Origin of the sequence: Paraburkholderia sp. SIMBA_054, assembly GCF_046534875.1 — a bacterium.
GTDB classification, from domain to species: Bacteria; Pseudomonadota; Gammaproteobacteria; order Burkholderiales; family Burkholderiaceae; genus Paraburkholderia; species Paraburkholderia hospita.
The window spans coordinates 72516-89674 of record NZ_JAWRXV010000012.1; the positions used below are offsets into that span (position 1 = coordinate 72516).

Genomic DNA, 17159 nt, shown 5'->3' on the forward strand with positions numbered 1-17159 from the left:
GCACGAGACGCATCAGCGTCATCGTGAGTACATCAGGGAGAGGATCATGAAGACATCGCAACAACATGCGACGGGCGACGAGCACGAAGCGCAGAGCGCGCGCCCCGAAGGCAACGACCAGTCCAACGTGCCGAAGCGTCCGTTCAACGAGCAGGCTGCGCCGTTGCCGCATGAAGCGGATCAGAGCACGGATTCGCAGCAGGAGGACGAGCCGCGCGGCGTCGGCGAGCAGGCGCATCGCGATCTCGAACGCGGGCTCGAAGATACCGACCGCCGCGGCGGCGACGACTATCAGGAGCGCACACAAAACGACGCGCAGGCCAACGAGAATTCCGCCGAACCGGGCAAGCGCCGCTGACCTGCAAACCGATACGCGCGCAGCGAGCGCGGCAACAAAGGCGGCAACAAGCACGCCAACAAGATCACGCTAGCGCGCCTTAGCTCACCTCGCGGTCCCGCTCGATGTCCCAGTAGGGCGGATCGCCGAAATGCGCGGCGAGGAAGTCGATGAACGCGACCGTTTTCGGCGGCACGAACGCGCGCGACGGATAGACAGCCCAGATCGCGACCGTTTCGCCGAGTGGATACGCTTCGAGCACCGTCACCAGTTCGCCGCTGCGCAGATACGGCGCGACATCCCACGTCGATTTCAACGCGATGCCGAATCCCGCCAGCAAGGCATCTCGGATCACTTCGCCGTTATCCGTTGCCAGCCGCCCGCCGACGCGCACGGTCAACGGTCCCGCTGGCGTGACGAACGACCAGTCGCGCTGATCGGAGAGGATCACGCATTCGTGCTGCGCGAGATCGGACGGATGATGCGGCGTGCCGTGCCTGGCCAGATACGACGGCGCGCAGCAGATCACGCGCCGGTTCGCTGCGAGCCGCCGCGCGACGAGCGTCGAATCCTTCAGTGCGCCCAGCCGGATGCCGACGTCGACGCCGGCATCGATGAGATCGACGATTTTGTCGGTGAGCCGCAGATCGACGCTCACGCCCGGGTAGCGGCGTAGAAACTGCGTAATCACAGGCGACACATGCTGCCGTCCGAACGACGACGGCATCGACACGCGCAGCCGTCCCTGCGGCTCGGCCTGGCCGCGTCCAACTGACGCGCGCGCGGCGGCGGCCGCGTCGAGCAGCGTCTCGGCGCGCGTCATGAAGACTTCGCCTTCCTGTGTGAGGCTGACGCGGCGCGTGGTCCGGTGCAGCAGTCGCGCGCCTAGCAGCCGTTCGAGACTGGCGATGCGCGCGCTCGCGACGGCGGGCGACAGCCCGAACTCGCGTCCCGCCGCGGACACGTTGGCCAGCAACGCGGCGCGCACGAACAGCGCGACGTCGAGCAGATCGAGGCGGTCGCGTTCATCGGTTGACGCCTGGGGAATCGTGTCCATTGATTATTCGGAAATTCCAGAAAATGTTTCAGTCATTACGTTGGTTTTCGCAGCGTAAAGAATTTCCTACAGTTCAGTCAACGCGATTGGCGCGGTGCTTCGGAAGAGTTGCCCGCCGTTGTCTTCGAAATCTCTGGAAAAACGTCACACGAATCAAGGAGCTGTCATGAAAGCGATTGGCCTGACCCGTTATCTCCCCATCGACAATCCCGAGTCGCTTATCGACATCGAACTCGACAAGCCGCAGCCGGCCGGCCACGACATTCTCGTGAAGGTGGAGGCGATTTCCGTGAACCCGGTCGATACCAAGGTGCGCGCGCCGAAGGAGACGGTCGAGAAGACGCCGCGCGTGCTCGGCTGGGACGCGGCGGGTACGGTCGAAGCCGTCGGGCCGGACGTGACGCTGTTCAAGGTGGGCGATCCCGTGTTCTACGCGGGCAGCATCACGCGGCCGGGCGCGAACAGCGAGTTTCATCTCGTCGATGAGCGCATTGTCGGCCGCAAGCCGGCGACGCTCGATTTCACGCATGCGGCCGCGTTGCCGCTGACGGCGATCACCGCGTGGGAAGCGTTATTCGACCGGCTTGGCGTGTCGCCGCAGGGCGCGGATGCGGGCAAGTCGGTGCTGATTATCGGCGGCGCGGGCGGGGTTGGCTCGATTGGCATTCAGCTTGCGAAGCAACTGGCGAAGCTGACCGTGATCGCGACGGCGTCGCGGCCGGAGTCGGCGAAATGGGCGAAGGAACTGGGCGCGGATCATATCGTCGATCATTTTGGCGATATGCCTGCGCAGTTGAAGCAGATCGGCTTTGAGCAGGTCGATTATGTGTTGATGTTCAACGACACCGATCGGCATTTTCCGGCTGCTGCTGCGGTGATCAAGCCGCAGGGCGGGATTGCGACGATTGTCGAGAATGCGAGGCCTGTTCCTGTTGAGCTTCTGAAGGCGAAGAGCGCCGCGTTTCATTGGGAGTTCATGTTCACGCGGTCGATGTTCGGGACGCCCGATATGATCGAGCAGCATAAGCTGCTGACTGAGGTTGCGCGGTTGATTGATGCTGGGACGTTGCGGACGACGGTTGGGGAGGATCTTGGCAAGATCAATGCTGGGAATTTGCGGCGCGCGCATCAGATGCTGGAAGAGGGGCGGGCGATTGGGAAACTCGTGTTGAGTGGGTTTTGATTTTTTTGTTTTTCTGGTTTTTTGTCTGCGACGCGGGGCGATGGCGCCTGCGCGGCGCGGGCGGTTTGGCTTTTTATGCCTTCGCGAGGCGGTGTTTTGCTGCGCACGCTGTTTGGTTTATTTGCCTTTGCGCTGGCATCCGCGTGATGGTGTCTGCCGTTCAAGCGTCGCCCCTGTGCGGGGCGGCACCTACTTTTCTTTGCCGCCGCAAAGAAAAGTAGGCAAAAGAAAGCGGCTCACACCGCCAGCCCGTGTTCTTATCCACGGGCCCTCAACGTCCCCACGCTTCACACGGCAGTGCCCTGGTTGGTGCTGGTTGCCAACGCTTCGAATGAACGCCTCACCCGCTTCGAATACGCGTACTTGGGCAAGCGGCAGCGAATGGTATGTGCCGCCCAGGTGGCAAACTGTGTGTAGGCCGTAGTGCCTCACATGCCTCACTTCGGACCGATAGCGCAGGCGTTCCACCCTGTAAGAGCGCCACGCTATACGACGCGACAACCTACACACAGTTTGCCACCTGGGCGGCCGTGAAATATCTGGCACGGCATGGAGCAGCGCGGGTGCGTGAAGCGGGTGAGGCGCTCATTCAGAGCGTTGGCAACGAACATGGGTCATGTGATTGCCGTGTGAAGCGTAAGACCCTTTGGGGGCCCTCAGGCAAACACTAGAATTGGCGGTGTGAGCCGCTTTCTTTTGCCTACTTTTCTTTGCGGCGGCAAAGAAAAGTAGGTGCCGCCCCGCACAGGGGCGACGCTTAAACAGCAAACATCACATCGCGGATGCCAGCGCAATGGCAAAAGAACCAAAACGGCTTGCGCAGCAAAACACCACCCTGCGAATGCCGCCGCAAACGCAAAAAAACCGCCCGCGCCGCGAAGGCGCCAACGCGAAAAATGCCAGCGCAAAAGCTAAACCACACCGACAAGGCATGCGCAGCGATCCCCCCAACCGCGCGCACAGCAAAAAACCAACCCCAACCCCCGGGTTAATCCCAGCCCAAACCAAACTCCACGCCAACCACTTGGCGTTAGACTTCCCGTGCAACATGCAAAAAAACCGCCACGCGCGGCCAGCGCGATCGCACCTGCATGGCACCGCGCGGCAGCACAACAACGAGGTGACAGTATGAGCATCAGCGTCAAACTTCCCGCCGTTTCTGTTGTCGCTTCTATCGCATGCGCAACGCTTGCGCTCGCCGCATTGCCGGCACCGGCGCACGCGGCGACACCCATCACCGTAACGTCGCAGGCGGCCACGGACGGCCCCATCCGCTATACGGTCAAGGTCACGTCGAAGCAGTTCGGCAACTCGCAGGAAACCCGCACCATCCGTTCCGGCGAATCGGACGACTTCACCTGGAAAACCGTGCCGCCCGGCGGCCCCGTCGCAGCCGATGCCGACTGCCCAGGCCTGTCGTCGCTGCCGCTCGACACGAACGGCGCAATGATCCGTCAGACGCAGATTCGCTTCGCACCCGTCGTCGCCAAGGACGGCACCGCGACCGTGCAGATGAACTTCCAGGCGCAAACGCCGAAGGGCACGAAGGCCGTGTCGAACAACGGAAAGTCGCTCAAGTGCCCGAACTACGCGAGCGTCAATCAGGTGCTGCGCTTCACCATGCCGACCAACGGCAGCACGAAGACGCTAACACTCAGCGACGGCTCGCAGGTGGCCGTGTCGGCCAAACGGTGACGCTAGCGTTTGAGCATCGGAGTCGGTATCGCAAGCCATGCACATCGACTGAATTGCATGCGGTGTGCATGCATCGATCACGGCGCGCGCCTGAGATCGCACGTCAGCGTTTCGAGCGCCGCTCGACAAGCCGCGACGCCAGAAACCGATGCTCCGGCGAAAACAGCCGCCGATACGTCAGCAGCACGGCGCCCACGGTCCCCAGCGCCGACGATGCCGCGATCAGAAACATGATCACGATCTGATAGCGCACGGCCTGCAGCGGCGATTGCCCGGCGAGCACCTGGCCCGTCATCATCCCCGGCAGACTCACGACGCCGACCACGGCCATCTGGTTGAGCGTCGGAATCATGCCGGCGCGCACCGCCTGGCGCGCCGGTCCCTGCGCGGCTTCCCAGCGCGTCGCGCCGAGCGCGAGCGCCATGTCGACGCGGTCGCGGCGCGCCGTCAGTTCCTCCGTCATCCGTTCGATGCCCAGCGACACGCCCGTCAGCGTGTTGCCGAGAATCATCCCGAGAATCGGAATCGCATATTGCGGCTCGTACCATGGTCGAATGCGGATCACGGCAAACAGTCCAACGGCCGCGACGAGCCACGCGCTCGCCCAGATCGACAGGATGCTGTCGACGCGCTGCCCGGCATACGTGCGCGAGCCGCGTCCCGCGCCCGCGAAGCCCGCGATCAGCGTCATCGCGATCATCAGCGGCAGCACCACGTACCAGCGGGCGTACGCGAACACCCACGCAAGCACATAGCCGATGGCGAGCAACTGGACGACGGTGCGCACGGCCGCCCACGCGAGCTTGCGTTCGAGATCGAGCTTGAGCAGCACGGATACCGCGCCGTTCACCACGATCAGCAGCGCCGCGAGCGCGACGTCCCAGAGGCTCAGGTTCTGCAAGGTCATCGCGGCGTCTCCCCGGTGTGAGCGGACGTATCGGGAATATTGGGCCGTGCGTCGTCGAGCACGCCGGCGCGCATCGTCAGATGACGGTTGCTCACGCGCGCCGCTTGCGCCGGATCGTGCGATACCCACAACCACGCGCGCACCTGTGGCGCGGCATCGAACCATGCGCGCACCAGGCCTTCGATCTCCAGCGCCGATTCGGGATCGAGCGATGCCGTCGGTTCGTCGAGCAGCAGCACGTCCGGCGCGAGTTGCAGGACGCGGATTAACGCGGCGATCTGCGCTTCGCCGCCCGACAGCTCGCTCGCAAAACGCTCGAGAAAATCGCTCGCACGTCCCGCCTGCAACGCGAGCGCGGCAGCCTGCTCGCGGTCGAAGCGCACATCGCGATACGCGCGCAACGTGTACGGATAACGCAGATTGTCTTCAACGGTGCCGTCGAGCAACGCGGGCCGCTGGCGAATGTATGCGACGTGGCGCCGGTAGCGCGGAATCGTCGCCCGTGCAATGCGCTTGCCGCGCCACAGCACCTCGCCGCTATCGAGTGGATCGAGCAGCGCCAGCGCGCGCATGAACACGCTTTTGCCCGACCCGGACGGGCCGCTGATCGCAATCCGCTCACCCGCATGGATGGCGATGCTGGTGGCATGCAGCAGCGTCTGGCCGCGCGTCGCGTCGCGCCGCACGAGGTCCTGCGCGTGGACGAGGGGCGCGTCCGTCATGTTGATGTCGTGGGGCATGGCATATTGGAATGTGTCGCAGCGCATCATCATAACGAAGCGCGCACGCGGGCACAGCACGTGCTGCGCAAACGAATGACGCAGGTATTTTCTCGGAGCGCTCATGGCTGTGCTGCACTCGACTGGCATATCCGTCGGCAAGACAATCGGCAAGACCCTCGCGTGGCTGTTCGCGGTGCTGGCGATCCTGATCGTTGCGCTGGCGGTTTTCATTCTGACGTTCGACTGGAACCGCGCGCGGCCCTATGTGAACGACAAGGTCAGTGAAGCAATCGGCCGGCCGTTTGCGATCGAAGGCGATCTGAAGGTGGGTTGGCGCCATCCCATCGGCGAGACGGGCTGGCGTTCGTGGGTGCCGTGGCCGCGCTTCTCGGCGCAGAACATCACGATCGCCAATCCCGACTGGACCAAACAGAAGCACTTCGCGACGCTCGACGAAATCGACTTTCAGGTGAAAGTGCTGCCGCTGCTCGCGCACGACATCGTGATCCCGGCGATCAACGTCGTGAATCCATCCGTCGATCTCGAACGGCTCCTCGACGGACGCGACAACTGGACGTTCAAGCTGAAATCGTCGGCGGGACCGTCCGAGTGGAAGCTCGATCTGCACGACATCCAGCTGAACAAAGGCAATATCGCGCTTTCGGACCAGCAGAAGAAGATCGACATGCAGGCCGTCGTCGTTACGCTCGGTCAGCCGATTCCAATCGGCGAAGCGATGAAGCAACAGGAAGAGGCGTCGCGCAGGTCGTCGGCGGAAGTCGTCGGCAAGCAGGGCGCGAAACAGTTGACCGAGCAGGCGAAGGCGGCCGCCGCTTCCGAGGCGTCAGGCGCGTCTGCAGTGGCGCCTGGCGTGCCTGTTGCATCGGGCGCGTCCGTACCGGCGGCGACGGCTGGCGTGGGCGCTTCGACGGTAGTGGCCGCGTCCGGCGTGCCCGCGAGCGCGACAGGCACAGCCGTCGCGCAGAGCACGAACTCACCGCAATACGGAATTGGCTGGACCGTGAAGGGCACCTACAACCGCTCGCCCATATCGGGCAGCGGCAAGCTCGGCGGCGTGCTTGCGTTACAGGACACATCCCGGCCGTTTCCCGTGCAGGCCGACGTGAAGGCGGGCGATCTGCGCATCGCGCTGGTCGGCACCGTCACCGATCCCGCGCATCTCGCCGCTGTCGATCTGCGCCTGTGGCTGCAGGGCACGAGCCTCGATCATCTGTATGACCTGACGGGCATCACGCTGCCCGAGACGCCGCCCTACGCGACGGAAGGCCACCTGATCGGCAACTTCAAGCAGGGTGGCAGCGTGTTCCGGTATGAAAATTTTACAGGCCGCGTGGGTGGCAGCGATGTGAACGGCACGGTCGTCTATACGCAACGCGCGACACGTCCGCTGCTCGAAGGCACGCTTGTCTCGAATCTGTTGCAGTTCAAGGACCTCGCGCCGGTCATCGGCGCGGACAGCAACGCGAGCAAGGCGAAACGCGGTGACACCGCGCGCCAGCCGTCCGACAAGGCGCTGCCGACCGAAGAATTCAAGACCGACCGCTGGAAGGCGATCGATGCGAACGTGAAGTTCACGGGCCGCCGCATCATCAAGGACCCGGCACTGCCCATCACCGATCTCTACACACACGTCGTGATGACAGACGGCGTGCTGTCGTTCGAGCCGCTGAAGTTCGGCGTCGCAGGCGGGTCGCTTGCGTCGACCATTCATCTCGACGGCAGCGCGTCACCGCTCAAGGGCCGTTTCTCGACAGAAGCCCGTCATCTGAAGCTCAAGCAGTTGCTGCCGACCGCGAAGACGATGCAGAACGCGCTCGGCGAGGTCAACGGCGACGCCGCGCTGTCTGCGACGGGCAATTCGCCCGCGGCGCTCGCGGCTTCGTCGAACGGCGAAGTGAAGCTGCTCATCACCGATGGCGCGGTGAGCCGTTTGCTGATGGAAGCGGCAGGGCTGAACGTGGCGAACGTCGTCTATGAAAAACTGTTCGGCAATCGCGACGTGCAGATCAATTGCGCGGCAGGCGACTTCGTCGTGACGGACGGCGTGCTCGATTCACGCGTGTTCGCGCTCGACACGCAGGACGCCGTGATCAACGTGGACGGCACGGTGAACCTCAAGAACGAGTCGATGGACCTCGGCGTGCATCCGCACACGAAGGGCTTCCGCGTCTTCTCGCTGCGTTCGCCACTCTATGTGAAGGGCACGTTCAAGGACCCGCACGTCGGCGTGAACGCGGTGGCGCTCGCGGTGCGTGGTGGCGCGATGGTCGGGCTCGGTCTGATCAATCCGTTCGCCGCGCTGATCCCTTTGATTGCGCCGAGCAACAACAAGCCCTTGCCTTGTCAGCAACTGATGACGGCAATGGAGGCGCAGCATCCGACGGCGCCGCCGCCGGGACAACGCGAAAAGGCCAAGGCTCTGGCGCTGCCGCCGGGGACGCTGGGCGCGTCGGCCGTCTCGCCGTCAACAGCGCCGTCGAAGCAGCCTGCAAAGCCGAACAATGGCGTGACACTGCCGGGCCCGGCGAACGCGGCCGACTATAAGGGAAGTTGAGAGGAAAGTTGAGAGGAAAGTTGAGCGCGCGGACGCGGATGCATCACCCGCAATGATTGACTCGCAAAAACACCACGGCCGCGAATCTTCGCGGCCGTGCATTTTGTGAATTGCTACGCGTAATCTGCGGGATTCAACGCAGCGAGCGCGGTGTCGCGTCGCCCGCCGCATCCTGGCGACGCACGCCGCGCCGCGTGCTGGCGGCCGTGCGCGTCGCGCCGAACTCTGGCAGGATGCGCCCTCTCGCGCGGCTCGCGAACACGAGGAAACCGAAACCGTCGGCCTCATACCAGTAGCCGCCGTTCTCCAGTCCGTCGAGCGGCTGCTCGAGCGCATTCGCAATGGATTCGATGCAGCGCCTGCGTAGCTCGGCGACGGCGGGATACGGCGGATGCGCGCCGCGCACGCTGCATAGCAGGACATCGAGTCCCGGCAGCACATGCGCGTAGAGCACCGGCTCATCTTGCGCGCGAGCGCGCGCAATCTTGGTGTCGAGCTGACCGAAGGGCTTGAAGTGTCGCAGCACAGCGAGGAACGACTCGTCGCCGTCCACCTTCGCGCGCCTGCGCTTTTTCGGGAAGGACATAAAAACTCGCCTGAAAAAGAATTGCAAGAAACGCAGCGTCCTCATGCGACCACTCCCGGCTTCGCGCGCCGCACGTCGATCTTTTATAGCATACGAAAATGCCGGATACACGGTGATTCGTCTGTCTCACTCCATCGTTCCGTGCGAACCAGGCCGAATCGCGTCGCCGTGCGCTTTCGCATCCCCTGTGCATCTGGTCTCAATAATAGACTCACCCGCGCTGCGCGTGTTTCCGGCACCGTAAAAAAAGACATTTTTATGTGCGCCAAGCCCTCCTCGGCGCGCATTGAAATATCCGTTGCACCCGCCGATAATGGCCGCGTCCCAGTTGCGGCGCGGTTTTCACGCACATTGCACCGGTCCGGCGAGTCGACGGACGCGGCGCATGAGTGAAAATATCAATAGCGTTCGTCGCGCAGCGACGTTACAGGCGCGGCGCACTGCCATGATGCATGCGCGCCGCTCATGATTGCGCGCGTCAGTTCCACATGTCGGGAAGCGGTTGCCTCGCACGTTCATGCCGCATTGCGCCAGCCATCGATGAAACTGTTCACCAAAGGTCTATTGCTGATCGCGTTGCCGAGCGCCATCGAACTGGCGCTGCTCGGCGTCGTCTTCGACATGCAGGCGCAAACCATACGCGCCGTCGAGCGATCGTCGGACAGCAAGCAGATCCTGTATCAGGCGACCGCGCTCGAAAACCCCGTGCTTCGGCAAGTCGCGCGCGTGCGCACGGGCATCGTCGCGGGTGACGCTTCGTTCATGGACCGCCATGCGGCATGGGTCGATATCGGCGACCGGCTCACGCGGCTCGAAACGGCCGTCGCCGATACGCCCGCGCAGGCCGCGCGCGTGCATCGCATGCGCGACGAAGTGGACAGCTACCGGCAGCAGGCGCTGTCCGTCGCGCAGTCGCTGCGCACGGGTGCGACGATGAAGCCATTCGTCACGCTCGAAGGCGGCGAGTTGCCTGCGCAGGTGATGCGCTTTCGCGCGCAGTTGAAAGAATTCATCGACGAAGCATCGCGGCTCGAAGTCGAGCGCAACGCGACGCTCGCGAAAACGCGCCAGCGCCAGCAATGGACGCTGGTGGGTGCCGTGATCGGCTCGATGCTGCTCTGGGCGGGCACGGCATTTGGATTCGCGCGCAGCATCGGCCGGCGGCTCGACGTGCTCGCGGAAAACGCGCAGCGGCTCGCCAGCGGGCAGCCGCTGCACAGGCCGCTGTCGGGCAATGACGAAATCGCCGCGCTCGATTCCGCGTTGAACCGCACGAGCGCGCTGTTGCGTGAGGCAGACGAGAAACAGGCCGCGCTCAAGACGTCGCTTCAAGTGCGCGCGGCGGAACTGGCGAGCGTCAATGAGACCCTGCGTCAGGAGACGCAGGACAACGAGATGTTCATCTACAGCGTGTCCCACGATCTGCGTTCGCCGCTCGTGAACATGCAAGGTTTCTCGAAGGAACTGCAGGTTTCGTGCGACGAACTGCGCGCGACGATCGACGATGCGCATCTGCCCGAGCTCGAACACAAGCGCCTCGCGCACGTGCTCGATGGCGACGTGCAGGAATCGTTGCGCTATGTGCGCTCGTCGGTGACGCGCGCCGCGGCCATTATCGAAGCGCTGTTGCGCATTTCGCGCGCGGGGCGGCTCGAATATCAATGGCAGCGCGTGAGCGTCGGCCGCGCGGTCGCGCGTGCCGTCGACGCGCTGCAAAAGCGGATCGACGAGCGCCGGGTCGTGGTCGTCGTACGCGATCTGCCCACGGCATGGGGCGACCCGTCCGCAATCGAACAGGTGTTCAGCCAGTTGCTCTCGAACGCAATCAATTTCCTCGATCCGTCGCGGCCGGGGCGCATCGAAGTCGGCGCGCTGGATGGCGCGTTCGCAGAGAGCGCGCTCGCGTCGACGCCAAGGACGCGCACTTACTTTGTGCGCGACAATGGAATGGGCATTCCCGCCGCCTACATGTCGAAAGTATTTCGCGCTTTCCAGCGGCTGCACGGCGATGTCGCGCAAGGCGATGGCATCGGACTTGCGCTCGTGCGGCGCACAGTCGAGCGGCATGGCGGGCGCGTGTGGGTCGAATCGGCGGAGGGGGCGGGGTCGACATTCTTCGTCACGCTGCCCGATCAGCCGATGCGCTATTGATGCGCAATCGATGCGCATGAAAACCAGCGGCGCCCATTCGCAAAGGCGCAGGAAGCCGTAAGCCAACGGCCGCATAATAGCGGGCAGTGAGTCATACCATTCACGCAGTCGCAGCTCACGCGCAACGCATCGAACAGATGCGGCGTAAGGGCTTCGGAGGGAACATGTCACACGGGGAAGCGGTTGGTAAGTCGGTCGGCATCGTGCTGGTCGAGGACGATGACGGGCATGCCACGCTCGTCGAGCGCAATCTGCGGCGCGCGGGGATTTCAAACGGTTTTGTCCGTTTCGGTGATGGTCAGGAGGCGCTCGATTATTTCTTCGGCGAGCCGCGCGCCGGCGACAGCGCCAATGGCCGCCCGGCGCGCGACGAGCTCGCGAATTACGTGGTGCTGCTGGACCTGAAGATGCCGCGCGTCGATGGCTTCGAGGTGTTGCGGCGGCTGAAGGAATCGCCGTCGACGTCGTCGATGCCCGTAATCGTGCTCACGACCACCGACGATCCACGCGAAATCGAACGCTGCTACGAACTGGGCTGCAACGTCTACATCACGAAACCGGTCGAATACGATGCGTTCATCGAAGCCGTGCGGCGGCTGGGCTTTTTCCTGCAGGTCGTGAAGCTGCCGCCGGGACAGCGCTATGCGCCCGCAGCATAATCGCTGGTGGGTTGAAGCATTCACGAAGTATTCACGCAACATTCACGCAGCACCATCGCAGCCTCGTCCGTCCCATTGACCTGAATCATCTGGCATGACAGAAGACGTAACCACGCTACCCGCAGCCCTCGTGCTCGTCGTCGACGACGACGAAGGCATCTTGCGTCTTGCGCGCAAGTCGCTGGAGCGCGCCGGCTGCCGGGTCGAACTGAGCAGTAGCGTCGAGGTTGCGCATCGCGCGATCGTCGCGAATCCACCCGATCTGATCGTGCTCGACTATCAGCTAGACAGCGCGGAGACGGGGCTCGACTTTTTCCGGCGCCTGCGCAACGAAGGCGTACGCATTCCCGCCATTCTCGTCACCGGCTTCACGGATGAATCGCGCGTAATCGAAGCGCTGCGTTCGGGCGTCTCCGACGTCGTACCGAAAGCGGGCGACTATCTCGACTATCTGCCCGAAGCCGTCGAACGCGTGCTATCGCAGATGCGGATGCAGCGCGCATCGGCGGAAGCGCTGCTGCTGCGCGAGCGCGAGGCGCATTACCGGATGCTGTCGGAGGCGCTGCCGCACCTCGTGTTCACGTGCAATGCCTATGGCGACTGCGATTTCGTGTCGAAGCAATGGGTCGAATACACGGGCCTCGACGGCGCGCATGCGCTGGGTCTTGCGTGGATCGACGCCGTGCATCCCGACGACCGCGAAGAGACGCGCCGCAGCTGGCTCAGAACGGTGCGCGGCGACGGCGCCGACTATCGCAGCGAATTCCGCATCCGCCGCCACGACGGCGCATATCGCTGGTTCGACGCGCGCATTGCCGCGATGCGCGACGCGGGCGGCGGCGTCAGCAAATGGTTCGGCAGTTGCACCGACATCCATTCGCAACGCGAAGCCATTGAGGAGCGCGAGCGTCTACTCGCGTCCGAGCAGGGCGCGCGCCAGGCGGCGGAAGAAGCGAACCGCGCGAAGGACCGTTTTCTGGCGATGCTGTCGCACGAATTGCGCACGCCGCTCACGCCCGTGCTGGCGGGCGCGCGCATGCTCGAAATGATGCAGGACCTGCCGGACGCGGTCCGCGCGGGCGTCGTGATGATTCGCCGCAACGTCGAGCTGGAAGCGCGCCTGATCGATGATCTGCTCGATCTGACGCGGGTCGCGAACGGCAAACTGCGGCTGTCGCTGGAAACGGTCGACGTGCATGACGTGATCGACAGCGTGCTCGAACTGTTCCGTAGCGAGATCCAGACCAAGCAGCAGGACGTGCACATCAGCACGGATGCACACCATCATTTCGTGCTCGCCGACCGCGCGCGTCTGCAGCAGATGCTGTGGAACCTGATCCGCAATGCCGCGAAGTTCACGCCGGACGGCGGCCATATCTACGTACGCACACGCGACGAACGGATGCACGTGCAGATATCGGTGGAAGACACGGGCGTCGGCATCGAGCCCGAGCAGATCGGCAAGCTCTTCAACGCGTTCGAGCAGGGCAGCCAGAACATGTCGCGGCAGTTCGGCGGGCTGGGGCTGGGACTCGCGATCACCAAGGCGCTGACGGACGCGCATGGCGGCACGGTGACGGCACAAAGCCCGGGCGCGCACTGCGGCGCGACTTTCACGATCACGCTGCCCACGGCCGCGGAGCCGCACGCCGAGCCCGTCGTGCCCGAGGCGGCGAGCGTGCAGCCGGCGGGCGGGCTGGGGATCTTGCTGATCGAAGACCACGAGGACACGGCCGAAGTGATGGCGCAACTGATGCGCACGCTCGGCCATGAAGTGACCGTCGTCGGGCGTGTGGCCGATGCACTGGCCGCGACGCAAAGCGCCACCTTCGATCTGATCGTCAGCGACGTGGGCCTGCCCGACGGCACGGGCCTCGACTTCGTCAAGGCGTTCCGCGAGCGCGACGATGCGCCTGCCGTTGCATTGACGGGTTTCGGCAGTGACGAGGATATCCGGCGCTGCCTCGAAGCGGGCTTCACGTCGCATCTGACCAAGCCCGTCAATTTCTCGCAACTCGAGCAGGTGATCGAGAGTGCAGCGGCCGTGAAGACGCAGAAAAACGCGGGCGAGGCCAGAGCGGGTTAAGCCCGCGTGCCGCTGGTGAGTCCGGTGAAAAGAGAAGGGCGTGTTGCGCGCGAAGCGCAACACGCCCTTGAGTTTATGCAGGCACCGCTTTCGTGGCGATTTAATGAACCGCTGTCGTCAGATTCAGATACGCGGTGAATTCTTCAACGAATCGCGGATTTCACGCAGCAGCAGCACGTCTTCGGGCGTGGGCGCCGGTGCTTCGGGCGCGGCCCGGGCGGGCGCACGCAGCTTGTTGATGAACTTCACCATCATGAAAATGATGAACGCGAGAATCACGAAGTTGATGGCGACCGTGATGAACGAGCCATAACCGAACGCGGCGACGCCTGCCGTCTGCAAGTCCTTGTAAGACTCAGGATTGCCCTTGAAATTCTCGGGTATGTGCCCGAGCAGGACGAACTTGTTGGAGAAATCGAGGCCGCCCGTCGCGACACCGACGACAGGCATGATCAGATCCTTCACGACGGAGTTGACGATAGTCGAGAACGCTCCGCCGATGATCACACCGACCGCGAGGTCCATTACGTTGCCTTTGAGGGCAAATTCCTTGAATTCAGTAATCATGCTCATCGGGCGGTTCTCCTTGAGGTCGATGGCGACATGATAGCCAACGATCGGCACTGCGTGAAATGATTTAGCGCCGGATCGCAACGAACCTTCGACACGCCAGGCTCGTTCGGCCGATATGTCGCAGAAGTGACGAGGAACCGTCGATGCTTGCAAACGATGCGCCCGCAATCTCCAGGATCGAATCGGGCGACGGCAAAGAACGTGAAAAGAACGTGAAGCGAACCGCTTAAATTTCTGCTGCCCGCGCCTGTTCGATATGCGCGGCGAACGTGACAGGATCGGTATTCGTCCCGCATAGCAACACGCCGACGCGCTTGCCTTGCAGTTGCTCGCGCAACGGGCCGAGCAGGGCGGCCGTGGCGGCTGCGCACGCAGGTTCGACGGCCAGCTTCAGTTGCGTGAACAGCGTCAGCATCGCAGCGCGCAATGCGTCGTCGGTGACGGTGACGAGACGGTCGACATGTCGGCGGCACAGCTCGTAGCTGTATTGCTCGGTGTGCGGCGCCATCAGCGAATCGGCGATCGAATGCATGTGGGTCATCTTGACCGTGTGATTCGCGGCGAAGCTGCGGTTCATCACGTCCGCGCCTTCCGGCTCCACGCCGTACACATGTACACGCGGATTGGCGAGGCGCAGCGCCGTCGAAATACCCGCCGCGAGCCCGCCGCCGCCGATGGGCACGATCACGGCGTCGAGATCGGGTGTCTGCGTCGCCCATTCGTAGCCGAGCGTCGCGGTGCCGAGCACCGTCCGGTAACCGTTGAACGGATGCACGAAATAGCGGCCTTCCTCGGCTTCGATGCGCCGCACGATCTCGAACGCTTCGTTCACGTTGTCGGCCATCACGACTTCCGCGCGATATTGCCGGCACAGCGCAATGCGCGCCGGATTCGCCGCGTGCATCACGACGACCTTCGCGCTGATACCCGTGCGCATCGCCGCATAAGCGACTGCTACTGCATGATTGCCGCCCGACACGCAGGTCACGCCTGCGCTGCGCTGGGCTCCGTCGAGTGCGAGCAGGTTCGAGAACGCGCCGCGCGCCTTGAAGCTGCCGCCCGCCTGCAGCAGCTCGAACTTGAAATTGACGAGCGTGCCTTCGAGCGTCGGAAAATCCATCCGGTCGAACACGGGCGTTCGCACGACCCACGGCGTTAGTGCGAAGTGCTGCGAAGCGATGTCGTCGAGCGTCGGTATCGGTTCGCCGTCGATCGTACGGTCGGTGTGCTGCGGCGTGGCGGTGGACATGGCGTGCGTCGTCTTGTGGGTGAGGTCCGCGTTTTGTGCCTTGTTGTTGTGCTTGTTGTTATCTGCTGCTTGCGTCAGTGCGCGTGCGCATCGACCGACATGCTATGAATGAACTTGCCGAGGAACCGCTCGCACTGCGCCAGCTGATCGAGCGTGACGAATTCGTTTGCCTTGTGCGCCTGCACGATGTCGCCGGGGCCGCAGACGATGCTCGGAATGCCCGCCAGCGAGAACAACCCGGCTTCCGTGCCGTACGCGACCTTGCGCTTGTCCTGATCGCCCGTGAGCGCGCGCACGAGTTGCGTGATGGCCGCCTGTTCCGTCGAGTCGAGCCCGGGCGCTGCGGCGATTTTCGTGATCTCGATCGCGGCCGCTTCGTGCTCGCGCTTCATCTTCGGCAGCAGCGTTTCACGCGCGTATTGATCGATGCGCGCGAAGATCGGCTCGGGATCGAGCGTCGGCAGATTGCGGAATTCGAACTCGAAACTGCATTCGGCGGGCACGGTGTTGATCGCGTTGCCGCCTTTGATCGTGCTGGTCTGCGCCGTCGTGAACGGCACGTCGTAAAGCTGATCGAACGGGCCTTGCTCGCGGAACTGGTCAGCCATGTCGCGGATGTAGCAGATCAGGCGCGCCGCGTATTCGATCGCGTTCAGGCCGTTGGGCGTGAGCGACGAATGCGCCGCGAAGCCGCGCACGCAGCACTGGTAAGCGTTGATGCCCTTGTGCGCGATGATGGGCCGCATGCTGGTCGGCTCGCCGACGATACAGCCGTCCGGCTTGACGCCGCGCTTCATCAGATCGGCGATCATCAGCGGCGCGCCCACGCAGCCCACTTCTTCGTCGAAGGAGAACGCCAGATGGATCGGCTTGGCAAGTTTGGTCTGCTGCATTTGCGGCACGAGCGTCAACGCTGCGCCGATAAAGCCTTTCATGTCGCAGGTGCCGCGCCCATAAAGCTTGTCGCCGCGTATTTCAGGCTTGAACGGATCGCTGTCCCACTTCTGGCCGTCGACGGGCACCACGTCCGTGTGCCCCGATAGCACGATCCCGCCATTGGTTTCGCCGTCATGCGCCGGAATCGTCGCGAACAGGTTGGCCCATTTGCCGCTTTCGTCGTGCGTGAGGGTGGCTTCGACACCGCGTTCGCGCAGCGCGTCGCGCACCGTTTCGATCAGGCCGAGATTCGGATTGCGGCTGACCGTGTCCATCGACACGAGGCGTGTGACCCAGGGAAGCGAAGCGGGGGAAGAGGACTCGGCGGATGCAGCGGAAGAGGACGACGGTTGGGCGGACAGCGCTTTGTCAGCGACCTGTGACATGACTTGGGCTCCAGCTTGAGTGTGTTTTGATGATACCCAAAAAACGCTTAATTAGCC

15 protein-coding genes are annotated in these 17159 nt (G+C 63.5%); 8 read left to right on the top strand and 7 right to left on the bottom strand.

Going from position 1 to position 17159, the window contains the following annotated elements; genetic code table 11:
• Positions 1 to 46: 46 nt before the first annotated feature.
• Positions 47 to 358 carry a hypothetical protein gene (locus SB822_RS16680; protein ID WP_090835232.1) on the top strand — a complete coding sequence of 104 codons (312 nt, stop codon included), beginning with the start codon at positions 47 to 49 and terminating at the stop codon, positions 356 to 358.
• A 79-nt stretch (positions 359 to 437) separates the two neighbouring features.
• Here the strand turns inward: SB822_RS16680 and SB822_RS16685 are convergent, their stop codons facing one another.
• Positions 438 to 1394: a LysR family transcriptional regulator gene (locus SB822_RS16685; protein ID WP_090835229.1), complete on the bottom strand. Its 957-nt coding sequence runs from the start codon at positions 1392 to 1394 to the stop codon at positions 438 to 440.
• 166 nt (positions 1395 to 1560) lie between these two features.
• On the opposite strand from SB822_RS16685, the gene SB822_RS16690 reads away from it, so the two are divergent.
• The 3 genes from SB822_RS16690 to SB822_RS16700 all read left to right on the top strand — a co-directional run bounded on the left by SB822_RS16690 (position 1561) and on the right by SB822_RS16700 (position 4272).
• Positions 1561 to 2577: a zinc-binding alcohol dehydrogenase family protein gene (locus SB822_RS16690; RefSeq protein WP_007585851.1), complete on the top strand. Its 1017-nt coding sequence runs from the start codon at positions 1561 to 1563 to the stop codon at positions 2575 to 2577.
• Between the two features lie 793 nt (positions 2578 to 3370).
• Positions 3371 to 3709 (top strand): hypothetical protein, encoded by a 339-nt coding sequence (locus tag SB822_RS16695; RefSeq protein WP_143055690.1) that lies wholly within the window; start codon positions 3371 to 3373, stop codon positions 3707 to 3709.
• Complete coding sequence (locus tag SB822_RS16700) at positions 3706 to 4272, top strand: DUF6013 family protein (protein ID WP_090835225.1); 567 nt, start codon at positions 3706 to 3708, stop codon at positions 4270 to 4272. The genes SB822_RS16695 and SB822_RS16700 overlap by 4 nt, the downstream gene beginning before the upstream one ends.
• A 103-nt stretch (positions 4273 to 4375) precedes the next feature.
• Here the strand turns inward: SB822_RS16700 and SB822_RS16705 are convergent, their stop codons facing one another.
• A complete protein-coding gene (locus tag SB822_RS16705; protein WP_007585855.1) occupies positions 4376 to 5179 on the bottom strand; it encodes an ABC transporter permease in 804 nt (267 codons plus the stop codon).
• The gene (locus SB822_RS16710) at positions 5176 to 5901 is read right to left on the bottom strand and encodes an ATP-binding cassette domain-containing protein (protein WP_090835341.1); all 726 of its coding nucleotides are present in this window, start codon (positions 5899 to 5901) and stop codon (positions 5176 to 5178) included. Before SB822_RS16710 ends, SB822_RS16705 begins: the two co-directional genes overlap by 4 nt.
• Positions 5902 to 6022: 121 nt before the next feature.
• Between SB822_RS16710 and SB822_RS16715 the strand changes: the two genes are divergently transcribed.
• On the top strand, positions 6023 to 8476 hold the full coding sequence (locus SB822_RS16715; RefSeq protein ID WP_090835221.1) for an AsmA family protein: 2454 nt from the start codon (positions 6023 to 6025) through the stop codon (positions 8474 to 8476).
• Positions 8477 to 8609: 133 nt separating this feature from the next.
• Here the strand turns inward: SB822_RS16715 and SB822_RS16720 are convergent, their stop codons facing one another.
• Entirely contained in the window at positions 8610 to 9107 is a 498-nt protein-coding gene (locus SB822_RS16720; protein ID WP_079499539.1) for a hypothetical protein, read from the bottom strand.
• Positions 9108 to 9602: 495 nt separating this feature from the next.
• On the opposite strand from SB822_RS16720, the gene SB822_RS16725 reads away from it, so the two are divergent.
• The 3 genes from SB822_RS16725 to SB822_RS16735 all read left to right on the top strand — a co-directional run bounded on the left by SB822_RS16725 (position 9603) and on the right by SB822_RS16735 (position 13958).
• Positions 9603 to 11213 (top strand): sensor histidine kinase, encoded by a 1611-nt coding sequence (locus tag SB822_RS16725; RefSeq protein ID WP_090835217.1) that lies wholly within the window; start codon positions 9603 to 9605, stop codon positions 11211 to 11213.
• 164 nt (positions 11214 to 11377) lie between these two features.
• The gene (locus SB822_RS16730; protein WP_007585862.1) at positions 11378 to 11872 is read left to right on the top strand and encodes a response regulator; all 495 of its coding nucleotides are present in this window, start codon (positions 11378 to 11380) and stop codon (positions 11870 to 11872) included.
• Between the two features lie 94 nt (positions 11873 to 11966).
• Positions 11967 to 13958 (top strand): response regulator, encoded by a 1992-nt coding sequence (locus tag SB822_RS16735; RefSeq protein ID WP_090835214.1) that lies wholly within the window; start codon positions 11967 to 11969, stop codon positions 13956 to 13958.
• Positions 13959 to 14081: 123 nt separating this feature from the next.
• On the opposite strand, the gene mscL is transcribed toward SB822_RS16735, so the two are convergent.
• The 3 genes from mscL to argE all read right to left on the bottom strand — a co-directional run bounded on the left by mscL (position 14082) and on the right by argE (position 17102).
• On the bottom strand, positions 14082 to 14531 hold the full coding sequence (mscL, locus tag SB822_RS16740) for a large conductance mechanosensitive channel protein MscL (RefSeq protein ID WP_410855209.1): 450 nt from the start codon (positions 14529 to 14531) through the stop codon (positions 14082 to 14084).
• A gap of 226 nt (positions 14532 to 14757) precedes the next feature.
• Positions 14758 to 15780, bottom strand: coding sequence for a threonine/serine dehydratase (locus SB822_RS16745; protein WP_090835211.1), 1023 nt, complete (start codon positions 15778 to 15780; stop codon positions 14758 to 14760).
• A 74-nt stretch (positions 15781 to 15854) separates the two neighbouring features.
• Positions 15855 to 17102, bottom strand: coding sequence for an acetylornithine deacetylase (gene argE, locus SB822_RS16750; RefSeq protein ID WP_086909946.1), 1248 nt, complete (start codon positions 17100 to 17102; stop codon positions 15855 to 15857).
• Positions 17103 to 17159: the final 57 nt, after the last annotated feature.